General features: G+C 38.7%; 16 protein-coding genes. 6 read left to right on the plus strand and 10 right to left on the minus strand.

Translation table 11 applies throughout. From position 1 onward, the window contains the following. Positions 1-122 precede the first annotated feature (122 nt). The 3 genes from J1G40_RS10360 to J1G40_RS10370 all read left to right on the plus strand — a co-directional run bounded on the left by J1G40_RS10360 (position 123) and on the right by J1G40_RS10370 (position 1,909). The gene (locus J1G40_RS10360) at positions 123-704 is read left to right on the plus strand and encodes a sigma-70 family RNA polymerase sigma factor (protein ID WP_265242561.1); all 582 of its coding nucleotides are present in this window, start codon (positions 123-125) and stop codon (positions 702-704) included. Positions 705-815: 111 nt separating this feature from the next. Then, positions 816-959: a hypothetical protein gene (locus J1G40_RS10365; protein ID WP_265242562.1), complete on the plus strand. Its 144-nt coding sequence runs from the start codon at positions 816-818 to the stop codon at positions 957-959. Positions 960-1,327: 368 nt separating this feature from the next. Continuing rightward, positions 1,328-1,909 (plus strand): RNA polymerase sigma factor, encoded by a 582-nt coding sequence (locus tag J1G40_RS10370; protein ID WP_265242563.1) that lies wholly within the window; start codon positions 1,328-1,330, stop codon positions 1,907-1,909. Between the two features lie 230 nt (positions 1,910-2,139). Here J1G40_RS10370 and J1G40_RS10375 read toward each other — a convergent pair whose 3' ends face one another. Then, on the minus strand, positions 2,140-2,802 hold the full coding sequence (locus tag J1G40_RS10375; protein WP_265242564.1) for an endonuclease III domain-containing protein: 663 nt from the start codon (positions 2,800-2,802) through the stop codon (positions 2,140-2,142). 52 nt (positions 2,803-2,854) lie between these two features. Between J1G40_RS10375 and bcp the strand changes: the two genes are divergently transcribed. After that, positions 2,855-3,307, plus strand: coding sequence for a thioredoxin-dependent thiol peroxidase (gene bcp / locus J1G40_RS10380; protein WP_265242565.1), 453 nt, complete (start codon positions 2,855-2,857; stop codon positions 3,305-3,307). 28 nt (positions 3,308-3,335) lie between these two features. On the opposite strand, the gene J1G40_RS10385 is transcribed toward bcp, so the two are convergent. Continuing rightward, positions 3,336-4,811: a TonB-dependent receptor gene (locus tag J1G40_RS10385; RefSeq protein WP_265242566.1), complete on the minus strand. Its 1,476-nt coding sequence runs from the start codon at positions 4,809-4,811 to the stop codon at positions 3,336-3,338. An 88-nt stretch (positions 4,812-4,899) separates the two neighbouring features. On the opposite strand from J1G40_RS10385, the gene J1G40_RS10390 reads away from it, so the two are divergent. Both J1G40_RS10390 and J1G40_RS10395 read left to right on the plus strand, forming a co-directional pair. Next, positions 4,900-5,664 (plus strand): MBL fold metallo-hydrolase, encoded by a 765-nt coding sequence (locus tag J1G40_RS10390; protein ID WP_265242567.1) that lies wholly within the window; start codon positions 4,900-4,902, stop codon positions 5,662-5,664. Positions 5,665-5,700: 36 nt separating this feature from the next. Next, positions 5,701-6,195 carry a hydrolase gene (locus tag J1G40_RS10395; protein ID WP_265242568.1) on the plus strand — a complete coding sequence of 165 codons (495 nt, stop codon included), beginning with the start codon at positions 5,701-5,703 and terminating at the stop codon, positions 6,193-6,195. A 152-nt stretch (positions 6,196-6,347) separates the two neighbouring features. On the opposite strand, the gene J1G40_RS10400 is transcribed toward J1G40_RS10395, so the two are convergent. The 8 genes from J1G40_RS10400 to J1G40_RS10435 all read right to left on the minus strand — a co-directional run bounded on the left by J1G40_RS10400 (position 6,348) and on the right by J1G40_RS10435 (position 15,318). Further along, on the minus strand, positions 6,348-7,007 hold the full coding sequence (locus tag J1G40_RS10400) for an alpha/beta hydrolase (protein ID WP_265242569.1): 660 nt from the start codon (positions 7,005-7,007) through the stop codon (positions 6,348-6,350). A gap of 1 nt (position 7,008) precedes the next feature. Continuing rightward, complete coding sequence (locus tag J1G40_RS10405; RefSeq protein ID WP_265242570.1) at positions 7,009-7,332, minus strand: hypothetical protein; 324 nt, start codon at positions 7,330-7,332, stop codon at positions 7,009-7,011. A gap of 33 nt (positions 7,333-7,365) precedes the next feature. Further along, the gene (locus J1G40_RS10410) at positions 7,366-7,683 is read right to left on the minus strand and encodes a DUF4870 domain-containing protein (protein WP_265242571.1); all 318 of its coding nucleotides are present in this window, start codon (positions 7,681-7,683) and stop codon (positions 7,366-7,368) included. 35 nt (positions 7,684-7,718) lie between these two features. Continuing rightward, complete coding sequence (locus J1G40_RS10415; RefSeq protein ID WP_265242572.1) at positions 7,719-8,972, minus strand: dihydroorotase; 1,254 nt, start codon at positions 8,970-8,972, stop codon at positions 7,719-7,721. 78 nt (positions 8,973-9,050) lie between these two features. After that, positions 9,051-10,973 (minus strand): BatA domain-containing protein, encoded by a 1,923-nt coding sequence (locus J1G40_RS10420; RefSeq protein WP_265242573.1) that lies wholly within the window; start codon positions 10,971-10,973, stop codon positions 9,051-9,053. A 136-nt stretch (positions 10,974-11,109) separates the two neighbouring features. Beyond that, positions 11,110-12,117 (minus strand): glycosyltransferase family 2 protein, encoded by a 1,008-nt coding sequence (locus J1G40_RS10425; protein ID WP_265242574.1) that lies wholly within the window; start codon positions 12,115-12,117, stop codon positions 11,110-11,112. A gap of 149 nt (positions 12,118-12,266) precedes the next feature. Beyond that, positions 12,267-14,354: an ArnT family glycosyltransferase gene (locus J1G40_RS10430; protein WP_265242575.1), complete on the minus strand. Its 2,088-nt coding sequence runs from the start codon at positions 14,352-14,354 to the stop codon at positions 12,267-12,269. 274 nt (positions 14,355-14,628) lie between these two features. Further along, on the minus strand, positions 14,629-15,318 hold the full coding sequence (locus J1G40_RS10435; protein ID WP_265242576.1) for an SGNH/GDSL hydrolase family protein: 690 nt from the start codon (positions 15,316-15,318) through the stop codon (positions 14,629-14,631). Positions 15,319-15,338 lie beyond the last annotated feature (20 nt).

Genomic DNA, 15,338 nt, shown 5'->3' on the forward strand with positions numbered 1-15,338 from the left:
CGATTCGCCTATAAAGCAACAATTACTTTTTAGATTAACCTAGACAACTGAACCCTTACACTCCCTGAACATCGAAATGGGAGCTAAGGAACCCCTAAGTTGAACCAATAAAAAGTAATTGTATGGAACTACAGATCGATGACTCCGTTTTAGTTAGAGATTATATGAGCGGGGACGAAAGAGCCCTTGAAATTCTGATTGGAAAGCACAATCAACGCCTCAGCAGTTTTATTTACTCCAAAGTATTAGACAGGACTATCACCGAAGATATCTTTCAGGATACTTTCATTAAAGTGATTAAAACCCTTAAAAGAGGATCATATAGCGAGGAAGGTAAATTTCTACCCTGGGTAATGCGAATTGCCCATAACCTTATAATAGATCATTTTAGGAAAACAAGGAGAATGCCCAAATTTGAAGGCAGTGATGATTTCAATATTTTTTCTGTAATTGGAGATGATAGGCTTAATGCTGAGAAGCAGCTAATTAAAGATCAGATAGACTGTGACCTTGGAGTATTGATACAGGAATTGCCAGACGACCAAAAAGAGGTTTTGGTAATGCGTATATATAAGGATATGAGTTTTAAAGAGATATCAGAGAACACCGATGTAAGTATTAACACTGCTTTGGGGCGTATGCGCTATGCTCTTATCAACCTTCGAAAGATAATTGAGAAAAAGAACATTGTTTTAACGAGTTAATTTGCATTCAATCGAGCATTTCTTTTTTAAACGATTTTATCAGCTTCTAGAACGAGTAATACCATAGGAAGCCACAATAGTTGCGTTATTTAGCTATAACAACATACAACTATGGCACAAATTTACTCTGAAAACACCGATAAATGTAAACTGGTTAAAACCAGTGATGAAACCGTGAAGTTTCTTTTAAGTTATTCCAGATCGCTAAATATTGTAAAGCATGAGGGAATGACTTTTGAAAATAACTTAAACTAAATAAGAGCTTTAGCGCTTTTGTTAAAAGATATTCCCCCTGATTAGCTGTAATCAGGGGGATTTTTATTGGTATAAAGTTAATCTGAACCCATATCCACGTTTGTAAGAGAACTTTATTTCCACTTCAGAAAGGGACTACCCAACTGCATTTTGGGCATTTTATTATACTGATTATTGCCAAAATGCGATTTTACATCATAAATGGCGTGTTTGACAACATAGTTTTTCACAAGGCTCCCTGTTTATATACTTTTATTCTGTAATTAATAATGAAACAAATAGTAGCATTATAATAACAATAAAACTAATAAACCAAAAAAGGCTTTCCTCCTGTGGGAGATCTTAATCTTAACCAAAAAAACTATCTTATGAACATTCAAATAGAAGATTCTGAATTAGTTAGAGACTATATCAGCGGGGACGAAAGAGCATTAGAGATACTAATAAAAAAGCACAATCAACGTATCACCAGTTTTATTTATTCCAAAGTTCTGGACAGGGATATTACTGAAGATATTTTTCAGGATACTTTTATTAAAGTAATTAATACGCTTAAAAAAGGGTCTTATAGCGAAGAGGGGAAATTCTTACCCTGGGTAATGAGAATTGCTCATAACCTTATTATAGATCATTTCAGAAAAAATAAGCGTATGCCCAAATTTGAAGGTAATGATGACTTCAATATTTTTTCTGTAATAGGTGATGATAAGTTAAATGCAGAAAAGCAGATTATCAAAAACCAGATTGACAGTGATCTTGGGCAGTTAATAGAAGAACTTCCGGACGATCAGAGAGAGGTGCTGATTATGCGTATTTATAAGGATATGAGCTTTAAAGAAATATCTGAAAATACGGGAGTAAGCATTAATACGGCGCTTGGCCGTATGCGGTATGCCCTAATTAACCTTAGAAAGATCATTGACAAACACAATATTGTCCTTACCGATTAAATGAACAAATCTTAATTGAGCAATATTTCCATATTAGTTGCGTTATAAATGCATAACTATACTATTTTCTTATGGAAAAAATTTACTCTGAAGAAAAGAATGCTTGTGAACTGACAAAAGTTGGTTCGGATACAGTTCAATTTTTATTGGACTATTCCAAATCCCTTCGGATTGTAGGGTACAAGAGCTTCAAATTTGAAACAAATTTGAATTAAGACTATAAAAGCCCGCTATTTGCGGGCTTTTTTATTATAGTAGTCGTTCAAAACCGTTTTTCTTCCAATGGTTTTTGTAATTATATCCTTATCCAGATCCCAACCTCTGGCTGGTGAATATTCCCTGCCATACCATATTATCTGAAGATGAAGATTGTTCCATAAAGATTTGGGAAACAGTCTTTTAGCATCTTTTTCGGTTTGTACTACATTCTTACCGTTAGAAAAACCCCATCGGTACATGAGCCGGTGAATATGAGTATCCACAGGAAATGCAGGAATACCAAATGCCTGAGCAACCACTACACTGGCAGTTTTGTGTCCAACGCCTGGCAATTCTTCAAGTAACGCGATATCTTTTGGAACTTCACCCTGGTATTTATCTATCAGAATTTGCGAAAGCCCGTAAATGCCTTTTGATTTCATGGGTGAGAGTCCGACTGGTTTTATAATTTCCCTGATCTCTTCCACAGACAGTTTAACCATGTCGTAGGGGTTATCTGCTCTGGCAAATAATAGAGGGGTTATCTGGTTTACCCTTACATCGGTACTTTGTGCAGAGAGTAGCACCGCTATTAGTAGGGTATAGGGGTCTTTGTGTTCCAGAGGGACGGGAATAACCGGATATAATTCCTGTAAAGTTTTTATTGCAAATTCTACCTTCTCGGTCTTGGTCATTTCCTTATTTTTGTACTCGAAAATAAAAAGCGAATTTAGCCAAAAAAACAGCATGAAAACATTAAAAGTGGGCGATAAGGTGCCTCAATTTACTTCAAAAGACCAGGATGGGAATGATGTTCAATTATCCGATTTCGTTGGGAAAAAACTGATTGTATTCTTTTATCCAAGAGCCAGTACCCCTGGTTGTACAATGGAAGCCTGTAATTTAAGAGATAATTACCAGGTCTTGCAGGATAGGGGATATGCGTTATTGGGGGTAAGTGCAGATTCACAGAAGAAACAGACGAACTTTAAGAATAAGTTTAATTTACCTTTTCCACTTCTGGCAGATGAGGACCATACAGTTTTGAATATTTTCGGAGTTTGGGGTGAGAAAAAATTCATGGGCCGCATATATGACGGCATCCATAGAAAAACATTTATAATTGATGAAGAAGGCACCGTGGAGCGGGTTATTGACAAGGTAAAGACCAAGGACCATGCTGCTCAAATCCTGGAATAGAAGTACTACTTAATTATTTTGGTAAAAGTTACGCCTTCTCTTTAGGAGCTGCTTTTTCTTTAGGTTTTTCGACATTTTGCATAAAGAGCTTCTTCTTTTTGATGGTATCTGCAATACCTTCCGGAAGCATTTCTTCCCAGCCATCCTCTCCGCTGGTGAGTTTTTTAAGGACATCCCTGGAAAAAATATGCATAATCTCAGGATCGTAATCAATGATATCCATTACCTTCCCGTTGTATTTGAAGAATTTGTAAAGTTCTTTCATTCTCGGGTGTACCTTAATATTGTTGCTGGTCATGATTTGTCCCGTTTCGTGGTTTTTCATTGGGTACAGATACACCTTAAGGTCTTTAAAGAATAGTTTACCAAAGGCTTCCAGGATGCCTCCACTGAGGTGCCTATAGTACTTTTCGTCGAAAATATCCACAAGGTTGTTGACCCCCATAGTTAAACCAACTTTGGCTTTGGTATAATTACTGAAATACTCGACCAACTTAAAATACTCCTGGAATTTTGAAATCATCACATTATGCCCCAGAGAGCATAGGAGCTCTGCTCTGTCCAGGAAATCTCGTTCATCTATTTCGCCGGAAGCCCGTAAGTTAGACAGGGTTATTTCAAAAATTACAATTGAGTTGTCTTCTTCAACAGAGGGTTCACGAATAAAAATGTCATAAGATTTACGAAACATGTCCATGTTGACCTTGGTTACAGGTCTGAAACTACCCCTCATCGCCAAAATATTCTTTTTGTATAGCTTGGCTGCAGGCAGCAGGTTATTTCCGTCTGCCCCGAACATTACCGCATCTGTCATATCATTCCTGATCAGCTGCAAGCTCATAAGTCGGTTATCTACATGTTCAAAATTAGGGCCGGAAAAATTAATCATATCAATTTCCAGGGTATCCCTGTCTATATGATCATAGAGATATTTTAGTAATTTCCTGGGCTTGTGGTATTTATAAAAAGCACCATAGATAAGGTTTACTCCCACGGTACCTAAGGTTTCCTGTTGCAGCCGCGCCTCATTTTGCTTGAAACGTACGTGCAATATTATTTCGTCAAATTCTTTTTGTTTCGGATCTAACTGAAAACGCATCCCCAACCATCCATGGCCTTTATATCGTTTAGAAAAGTCGATCGTGGCCACAGTATTGGCATAACTGAAAAACAGCCTGTCAGGATGTTCTTCACGGTCTATGCGTTCTTCCATGAGTTGCATTTCATGGGATAGCATTGTTTTTAACCTGGCTTGCGTTACATATCTGCCATCTTTTTCCGTGCCGTATATGGCATCACTAAATGCTTTATCATAGGCGCTCATGGCCTTTGCAATAGTTCCTGAAGCCCCACCCGATCTAAAAAAATGACGGGCTGTTTCCTGTCCAGCACCTATTTCAGCAAAGGTGCCATAGATATCTGGATTTAAGTTAATTCGGAGTGTTTTTGCTTTTATTGAAGGAATATTTTCGAAAGCAAATTCTTTGGTTAAAACGGTAGCCATTTTGTGCATTTTGTTTACAACAAAGTTAACAAGATTGGGTAATCTACTAAATAAATAAGTTATAAATTTGAAATAAATAGTTGAGGGGTTGAAAATTACGTTTTTGGGTACCGGAACATCGCAGGGAATTCCTGTTATTGGAAGCAATCATCCGGTTTGTTTAAGCGAAGATCCAAGAGACAAGAGACTTCGGGTTTCAGTACTGGTTTCCTGGGATGATTACAATTATGTGATCGACTGCGGCCCTGATTTCAGGCAACAAATGCTTAAAAGCAAAGTGAGTAAGATTGATGGCATCTTATTTACCCATGAACATGCCGATCATACCGCTGGGATGGACGACATCCGGCCTTTTTTCTTCAGGCAGGGAGATATCCCAATTTATGCACATAAACGGGTGCTGGCATCCCTGAAAACCCGTTTCGATTATATCTTTACAGACAAAGACAGATACCCGGGTGCACCTTCTGTTCAATCTAACGAAGTACACAATGATGCCCCATTTAAAATTGGCAATCTGGCGGCTATTCCAATTGAAGCTTTTCACAATAGATTGCAAGTATTTGGATATCGTATTGGTGACTTCGCTTACCTTACAGATATTAAGACAATTGATGATAAAGAGATTAATAAGTTAAGAGATCTTAAAGTGTTAGCATTGAATGCTTTAAGGATTGAGCCTCACCATTCACACATGAATTTAGAGGAAGCTCTTGAACTGGTCGCAAAGGTCTCCCCGGAGCGCGCTTATTTTACGCATATAAGCCATTATCTGGGGTTCCACAAAGAAGTAGAAAAAAAACTACCTAAAGGTGTACATTTGGCCTATGATAATTTAGAGTTGAAACTCTAAGATGTTTAGATGAATACAATAACAACATAATTTTATATGAAAAGTAAGATATTCCTTTACCTGTTTATTTTCGCTTCAATGATTGCACTTTACTTATTTGTAAGCAGCAACAATAAGGTAAACGACCTGGACAAAAGGATGGTGAATCAAAAACTACAAATAGAGGCACTCAGAGATTCTCTTTTAGAAAAGGAAATGACGGTGCTGGATATGCAGTATTTTTCACTTGAAAATAATGATGATGCCTTAGCCTATTACGATCATTTAAACATTAATGACCCCTCTAGATACATAGCAGATAAGCTGTTAGAAACCAATGAGACTAAAGGAGATAATCCGCTGGTCCCTTATGCGGGAATGGAAAACGATTTTAAAATAAACAAGATAAAGATTCTGAACCACAAGTGGATCGTGGCAGATTTTTCTGATGGAACATTTTGGGGAGAACTGATTTTGAAATATGAACTAAAAGATGATCTTGGTGTAGATTTTACGCTATTAGATCATCTACTTTATACCCGCAGTAATTAGAACAATCCTGAGGATTACGGAAATCTGAATTAACCTTTTCAAAGGTGGTATAACCGGTTTATAAACTGGGAATGCCTGTTTTTAAAATTTTGGATTGCTGCTAATTTTACACTAAAGCCGATAGAATATTGGTAGTTCTCGAAGATTATGCCTTAAATCTTATCCTCTAACCACCTTCTTAAAGATTGAAAATTTTGTGGAGATACGCCGTGGCCGACTGGATATTCCTCATAGACATGATCTATATTCAATTCCTCCAAAACTGGAAGCCCCTGCTGTGCTAACCAAGGGGGGATCACCGCATCTAGCTGTCCGTGGGAAGCATATACCTTAAGATTTTCATGATCTTTTTCATGATAATTTTCGACAAGTATATTTTTATCTATATAACCACTAAGAGCAACCACATTCTTTATTTTATCCGGATACGAAAGGGCAATGGCATAGCTGAGTACCGTTCCCTGGCTAAAACCCAATAAACTTATTCGCTCCTCATCTAATTGGTAGGCCTCACAGGCTTCGTCTATAAAGTGAAGTACTTTATTTCTGGAAGATATCGCCTGTTCATTATCACTCCATTTACCAAAAGAAGCATCAAAATTTAAAGCATACCAGGCATTTCCAAACATTTCTAAAGTGTATGGAGCCCTGACAGAGATAACACAAAGCTCTTGTGGTAACTCGTTGGCAAAAGAGAACAAATCCTCTTCATTGCTGCCATAACCATGAAATAAAAAGATAACCGGGGGCTTTCCTTCTTTCATAGAAGATGGGCGCAGCAAATGAAATAGGGATAGAAGAACTGTATTCATATTATTTTATAAAAGTAAACCATTCCTGAAAGTACGGTCCTAGTACCGGAACCGATTGTTTCCTATTGTTAAGGGCTCCCATAAATCCGTAGAACCAAAGGACAATATAACAAATGTACAGGCCATACCATGCATATTTATTGAACCACACACTTAGAAAGATAGCACATCCAAAAAATATAAGATGTAATCCAAATGCCTGCCTGGTATGAAAACGGGCAAAATCATTTTTGGGTTCCATGTTCATTGTAATTGCAATTAACGCTCCAATCATAGTCATATACGCTATGATCGCGGTAGTTTTGCCCTCTTTAACACTATTCATTTTATGCGTTTTGTAGTCTAATATTCCTTAGTCTTAGCTGCCGATAGCCCCAATTAAAGGTAAAGGGTCAGTTTTTCCTTTAATAGCATTAATAATACCCATAATCGCCAGAATCCAGCCGACCCATCCCAGGTATCCAAAAAATCCCATTCCTGTGTATATCACCATAAATATGGCAAATAAATAAAGGATAAGTCCTAAAATCCATACTCTTAATGATTGGCCAATATGGAATCTGGTAAAGGCGTTGTTCTTATCCTTATTGGATAAAAAAGCAATTAATAGCCCAATAAAGGTGATGTAGCAGATTGCTGCCATTGTTTTCCCTTCTTCAATTGTATTATCATCCATAAATGTTTGTGTGTGGATCTGGCTAAGCGATGAATTTAACTTATCTGCTTATTTTTCGCTATTATACCATAAACCTGCCCCTTTAGCTCTTGCCCCAGGAACATGCTGTTTTTAGAACTACTGTTAATATGTTCTTCAGAAAATGTATACTTATAATCAGGATCAAACAAACTCAAATCGGCAGTACTGCCCTGGGCTATGCTTATCGGTGGAATCCCAAATCGTTCCCGTCCCTTGGTAAGTAATTGTATAGCACTGTTGGTATCTAATAGTGAATTAAGCACTCCAAAGGCACTTTCCAAGCCAACGGTCCCGCTTGCGGCATTATCAAACTCTACATGTTTTTCTTCTAAGGTTTTGGGGGCATGATCCGAAGTGACAAAATCTATTGTCCCGTCCTTGATCCCTTTTAAAAGAGCTTTACTATCATTTTTTGTCCGTATAGGCGGCATCACCTTAAAAGCACTGTCGAATTCATGAAGAACGTCATCATCAAAAAACAAATTATGGAGGGCTACACTGCAACTCACATCCAATCCTTTTTTCTTGGCCGCTGCAATTAGCTTAACCGATCCTTCACAACTAATGGTCGGGATATGTAATTTTCCACCTGTATATTCCAGGATAAAAAGATCTCTTGCCACCTGAATGGTTTCAGCAAGTACGGGGATTCCTTTCAGTCCGAGGGCGGTTGATACTTCTCCTTCATTTACCATGCCCTTTGCCGCAACAGCTGTATCCATTGGAAAGGAATGTACTAAGCCACCTGAGTTTTGAGCATAAAGCAACGCAATTTTTAAGAGGTTGGCATTGGCAATGGGCGACTTAAAATCATAGAATCCTACTGCCCCGGAATTTCTCATATCGTAGAGTTCGGCCAGATCACTGCCTTCTTGTTTCATTGTTAAAGATCCCAATGGGTACAAACTGGTAGCAGAAACTTTGGCAGCATTTTTAAGAAATACAATATCTCCGCTACTGTCCGGTACGGGGTAGGTATTCGGATTTAGGACAACAGCAGTAAATCCGCTCTTTGCTGCTGTGCTTAAACCATTTTTAATAGTCTCTCTATCCTCAAAACCTGGTTCTCCAAAACTCACGCTACTGTCTATCCAACCTGGGGAGACATGCAGGTTTCTATATTTTAAAGCCCGTGTTTTGCCATTTGCATCTATTTTAGAGGCAATTTTTTCAATGGTTCCATTTTTAATGTGGATATCTCGCTTCTTAAGATGATAGGACTTATTCCCCGGATCAACAATAATGGCAGATTTAAGGATTATATCCATTTTACTTTATTATCATTAGAATTTGTGCCATACCGCTGTTTTTTATGATGACCCTGGCATATTTGGTAAAATCGTCACTCATTTGAATATTTTTTGTATCACAATTTCAGTGAGCATAAACAGTAGTGCTAAAATAACAAACCATTTCCAAAGGGTCGTAACCCGATTGTCTTTTTCAATTTGATCAAATAAAGCTGCTATCGAATCATTTTTTGAGTCAGCATTTAAGTTATCAATATTTATATAGCGCAAATCACTTTCTGTTCTTGGCATATTGAAACTCAAATTTTGAACTTTGTTATCCCCATCAGTGACCGTGTAAATTCCATCTTCCTTAGGCGTATCCCCGAACATTAATCTTGTTTTGTTCGCAAAATATTGTTGCTCCGGAATAAATTCATATTCATTCAGGCTAACCTTTAAAATATCATCCTGGCCAATAACCAATGGAATATCTACCTCCTTATTAGCACCAATATATTGATATAAGCGGGGTAATTTTAAACTATTTGTGGCCATGGAGTAGAGTGTAGGGACAATTAAAGGAGAATTTTTAAAGTTAGAATTCTTATTGTCCAGGGAAGATGTAAAAAGATATATGCCATTCGCCTCTAAGAGAAATGGTGCATCATTCTGGAATGATAAAATTTTGGCTGCTCTGGATTGCACCCTATAATACTGTGATACCATAGGATATTGGAAGTTGGTCACCTCCCTTTCAAAAACATTTTGATATAACGGATGATCAAATGAAATCCCTGTTACCTTCAGTTCCCGGTCTAACTTTTCTCCAAATGTGGTATTGCCGTAGTTTCCTAAGAAGCTATTGTAACTCTCGAAATTCATTTGGGCAGGTGGAATTATAGTCATGCTTCCTCCTGATGAAATAAAGGACCTGAGGGCATTTTGAAGTGCATTGCTCAGGGCCGGAATTTCATTGAGGATTATGAAATTCTGCTTATCAATATTGGTGAAATTCAGATTACTAAGGGTAGTTTTACTAAAGTCGAATTCGTCATCGGCATAAAGGCGAGTCAGATAATCGTCATCGGCATCCCCAATAGCCAGCACTTTAATTTTCTCTTTTTGATTGAGGTTGAAAAACAGCTGATTATCGTAGCTCAGGGCTGCGTCCGAAATTTCTATTTCACCATTTACAACTTCATTAGGGGGCAGCGTAAATAGTATAGAAGCTTTGTTGTCTTCATCAAAAACAGCGGCTGTTTTTGCAATGAGATTTTGGTCGTTGTATAAAGAAACTGGAATACTTTCTAAGTTACCCGTGCCAGATAATTGTGTTGTTAATTCCAGGCTATTTGGAGAAGTCTGTGAAATGAAGGCGGTATCAATAATGATATTTGTTGTGTTATCCGGGGCGAGTTGAATTAAATGCTGTTTTATTGTAGTGGCAGATTCCTGACGGGCCGAACTTATCCGTGCCTGAAAATCGGAAACGATAATACAGTTTTTGATTGGTGCAGCATCTGAACTAAAAAGCGTTTGTGCTGTCAATGCAATTTCGTGCAATTGCAATTGCTTGGCAGAATACTTAAGTTCTAAAAGTTGGTTCTGAATATCTTTTAAAGTAACATCCTTAAATACATCTTCATTGGTAAATAGACTAAAGGATCTTTCCCTGGGTATAACTTCAATAAGTTCCTGCACTGCAGCCTCCAGCAATGTTTCCTCATTTTTTTTAGCCTGCATGCTAAAAGAGTTATCCAGATAAATTACCGTCTCCTTCTGAGCTAAAGCAGTGGTGGCCGCAAAAAAGGGTTGGGAGAAAGCAAAAACCAATCCCGTTACAACCATTAATCTGCTAAATAGGAGCAACCATTTTTTTAAAGCACTGCTCCGCCTCGACTCCGCCACCACCTTCTGTAAAAGTTTTACATTGGTAAAAGGGGTCTTCTTAAATCTTCTGAGCTGAAAGAGGTGAATAATTATAGGAATCAGTAGTAGAAATAGGGCCCAAAGGAGTTCTGGATATTTAAACTGCATTCCTTAATTTGATTTGGCAAATATAATGAATTCAAGCTGTAAAGGATAAAGTTTACCATTTATTTAGAACTTTAAGTGTGGCATATAGGGGAGAGGCGGCCAACTTTCAATCAGCTTCAAACCTATCAGAAGGGTATTAACAGAAGAAGAAATAATCTGCTATTGCCTTTTGACCCAGATTATTAAGGTAGCCCTGAATCTCTTCCTGGGCCTCTTCATTGGCTACAGATATTATACTTTGTGGTTGCCTCAATTGGCCTAGATATTGGTAGTGGAAAAGTTCCTTGCCATAGATTTTTTTGCCAATTTTCCTGGGATTATCACAGAGCCAGTGAAAGCTGATATTTTTCTCTAATAATTTTGATGCTATTGTTTTGCCTTTACCTCCGGCTCCCCAAACTACCAGTGGTCTGGAAGGATTATGGTCTAGCTTTAAAAAGTAATGTACTTTAATGTCGAGGAAATAATTTTGTTCATAATGCTCACTGGTCCGGGAAGTACGGGTTGGGTAATCTCTCCATAAATGTAGCACTTCAGAGCAAGGAATACATTTGAGTCCGTACTCATAAAACCTGAATGTAAGATCATAATCCTCGGGGTATCTGTTGGGATTAAAGGCGTCGCAAGCTTCCAGATCTTCTTTAAATATCATCCAGCAAGGGGAGGGGATCACACATTCCTTGTATATCTCTGAGTAATTATTTCCGCTTTCCGTTAAGCGGTTTAACCAGGCCTCGTACCTGGCATAACCATCACTAATTCCTTTATCCGAGAAGTAACTCACCTTCCCAATCGCAACATGTCCTTTACCTTTTTTGAGCAGGGCGCTTACCATTTGATCTAGTTTGTATTCCTTCATAATGTCATCAGAATCCATACGGGTAATAAGATCGCCTTTGCTAAGTGTATATGCAGTTCTTAATGCTTCTATGATTCCTTTACCCTGATTGGGATAATATTTAATCCTGCTGTCTTTTTCGCAATAGGCTTCAACAATAGACCTACTGTCGTCGGTAGAATGGTCATCCACGGCAAGTACTTCCCATTGCTCAAATTGTTGTGAAAGAATTGAGTCCAGACAGTCTGGAAGGAAGGCTGCCGTATTTTTAAATGGGATAAGGATACTGACCAAAGATGGTTGCATAGCTGCAATTTAGGGAATAGCTGCTAAAATCCGAGATTGAATTTGCTGTTAAATAGAGTCAATAGTGCCAGATGCTGTCCTATTACTATTAGGGTCAAGCCAATTCATTGAAGGTGTATTTCAGGAATTGAAGAACAGGATTGTAAATTTTATTCAAAGCTCGCTGGTCTTAAATTTGGAACCTGATGGAGGTCTATCGCATTTTCAATTTGCAGGAGATGCTCCTTAAGCGAATTTTGGTAGGGGTCTTCTTCACTGTAGTTCTCTTGTGCCCTTTTGTAAGCGGCAATGGCCTTATCCTTCTGACCAATTCGCACATAAGCATTGCCAAGGATGACAAAACTGCTTGTTGCCCAGTCTAAATGCTCGGTGACCTTTTCGAGGCGTTTTGCGATTACAGCCCAGTCCGGATCATCTGTTTCCCGAATATATCTAATTACCTTGTCATACATAGAATATGCCCAATTCTTAGGATCTTTAAACTCCCCATAAACGATATCAATGTTACCGATACGCTTTATTGATTTCAGGTCTTTAATATCGTTTGGATCCCAGTTAGGCCATTTCAAATATGTATTCATTGGTAGGAGGTAATATCCCTTCATTAGTCCATCTTCATTGCTGTCATCGTAAATATCTTTAACGAGATCGGTATCGAAGTTCAGATTTTCTGATTCCCATTCTTCACGCATATACCATGCCCAGGCACTAATAGATTCATCAGGGTCGATGCCAGGCTGATCAAAAAAGGCTTTGGTCTCGTAGAACCGTTGTCCCTGATAAATTCCCTCATCTGCGAAATACTTATAGGCATTTTCTGTACCACCTACAATCTCATTATAATACTCGTAGATACGTTTTTCGCCAAAGGTCATTATTAGGGTGATACAAAAAAGTGCGGTTGGTACTAAACGATTAGAATACCTAAATCCAGGCAATTTCAGCAAGCCAATTGCCCCTGCCAATATCCCCATTCCGCCAACAACAGGCAAAGCATGTCGAATGCCCCCGTAAGAAGTTCTTCCGCTGGCCAGTGCCAGTAGATGGGCCAGAACAAAGGCGCCTATAAAAGCAATGACAATCCATTGGGAGTCTTTTATATTAGAAGACCTTGATCTCCAATAGGCAATAAGTTCTTTGGCCAGGAGTATAAGGGCAAGAAGAAACATTAGCATTAATGCCAGTGGCAATTTGGCCACTATGGCTCCGGGAAAATAAAGGTAGGGTGCCCTTCCTTCAACTATGGTACCAAAAAATAGATGTTCATTCTCGCCACGCCCTTCAATGCCTGCTCTTATGGTATCGGCAAGACCCCAAACATAGGCCCTTGGGAAAAGATGAGATTGGTCCATTATACTAACCAGATGCTGCCACATCCCGGTATTGAGATCAGCAATCTTTAATTCAAGGCTTCTATTAAACTTATCCTGAGCCCCTTCCGAGCTGTAATACTGAAATCCGTAAGTTGACCATAGTACCGTTAATGCCAATAATGCTACCACTACTAATCGGAGGAGTCTGTTTAATCCAGTTTTCACCTTTCTTCTAAAAATAGGTCCCAAAGCAAAGATGATACTTAGCAAAATTATGGCGGCCAGGCCAGGAAGAGCAGAATGTTTGGCCGCTAAAGTAGCCCCGGCGGCAATACCAAAAGCAATTACCCATTTCCATGACCAATCATAACACATTTTGCCAGCAGTGAGGGCAGCTAAAATTAAGGTGTAAGTAAGTGGAAGATCTGTAAAGACAAGAGGTTGATGAGCGCCAATAGATGGCTCAAGGGCCATCCAGATCATAGAACATAAAGCCCAGCCAAAACCAAAAATATGCCATAGTAAAATTGCAATTAACAGCCCTAATACAAAATGAAAGCTGTACATGGCCCGTCTGGATTGCCGCTGCGACAGGTGGTCGTCATTGTCAAAATACATTATCTGCTGTAACCATTTGCGCTCTTGTCCTTTATCGTCCAAAACCTCAAATGGCCTTAATTCTAAATTATTGGCATTCCAGAGTCCAACCCAAAGTTTGGAAAGTGGAGGATGCTCAGGGTTCAGGCGGTAATCTCCAGTCTTGGCATAATAGGCTCCGGATACAATATGATAAGGTTCATCGTTTGCAAATGAATCTAATTGAGTACCATACCAGGATCGGACAATTGCCAGGAAAAGGACCATCAGAATAATGCCAATTCTGAAGGTTTTAGGATTTCGCTTAATTATGGCTTCCAACTTCATAACAAATTTATTATAAAGGGGCAAAGGCTAAAGTTAGCTACTCCAATTAATTTCTTCTTAGATAAGTAGCGCTTTACGGTTAAAGCTAGGCAATAAATTAACCTAATGGCCTATATTTTTATAAATAGCCGGTAAGGGTGTATGTATTGCATAAATAACACCATATTCAGAGGTATTGCCCGGATTTAATGACCAATTTTCCAATTCTTTATTATTGTATAATCAAGAATAAAAGGATGTGTATTCAGTATTTAAAAAGATTAATGCGGTAATGCTAATGGCTACCCAGCACCTTTTTTAAAGCATCTTCTGCCATAGGGGCCATCATTTCATAACCTTTTTTTGTAGGGTGTACCCCATCATGGGCGAGCTCTTCATCAAGGCCATTTCTGGAGTTGGTCATTGCCGAGAAATAATCCAGGTAAGCGGTACCACTATTATCGCAATAATTCTTTATTAGGGCATTGAGTGCAGGAATCTTTTCATTCGGTTTAAGGCCTGGCCTCCATGGGTAATCTTCGGCAGGTAATACAGAACATAGTACTACTGCTATATTATTGGCCCTGGCCAGCTCAGCCATAGACTTTAAGTTATCCATAATCTGTGTCAGGGTCATGGGCCCAGTATTGCCCGCTATATCATTGGTCCCCGCCAATATAATCACTGCCTTCGGCTTTAAGTCGATAACATCTTGTCGGAAACGCAATAACATCTGGGGCGTGGTTTGTCCGCTGATTCCTCTATTGACATAAGGTTTACCCTTAAAAAAATCTGGTTGTGTATTGAGCCAGCCTATGGTGATAGAGTTGCCCATGAATACTACGCGGTCTTCATTATCCGCAGCTGGAGCCAAAGATGCATTGGCGTCCTTAAAATGCCCCAGATCTGCCCAATCCTGGGCGTTTACGATTTGTGTCATAGAAAAAACGAGTATAAGAACTGATAGGAATTTCAGAAATTTCATTGGTTGCGATTTTAGATTTT

Origin of the sequence: Muriicola sp. Z0-33 (assembly GCF_026126425.1) — a bacterium.
Taxonomy (GTDB): Bacteria; Bacteroidota; Bacteroidia; order Flavobacteriales; family Flavobacteriaceae; genus JAFMPW01.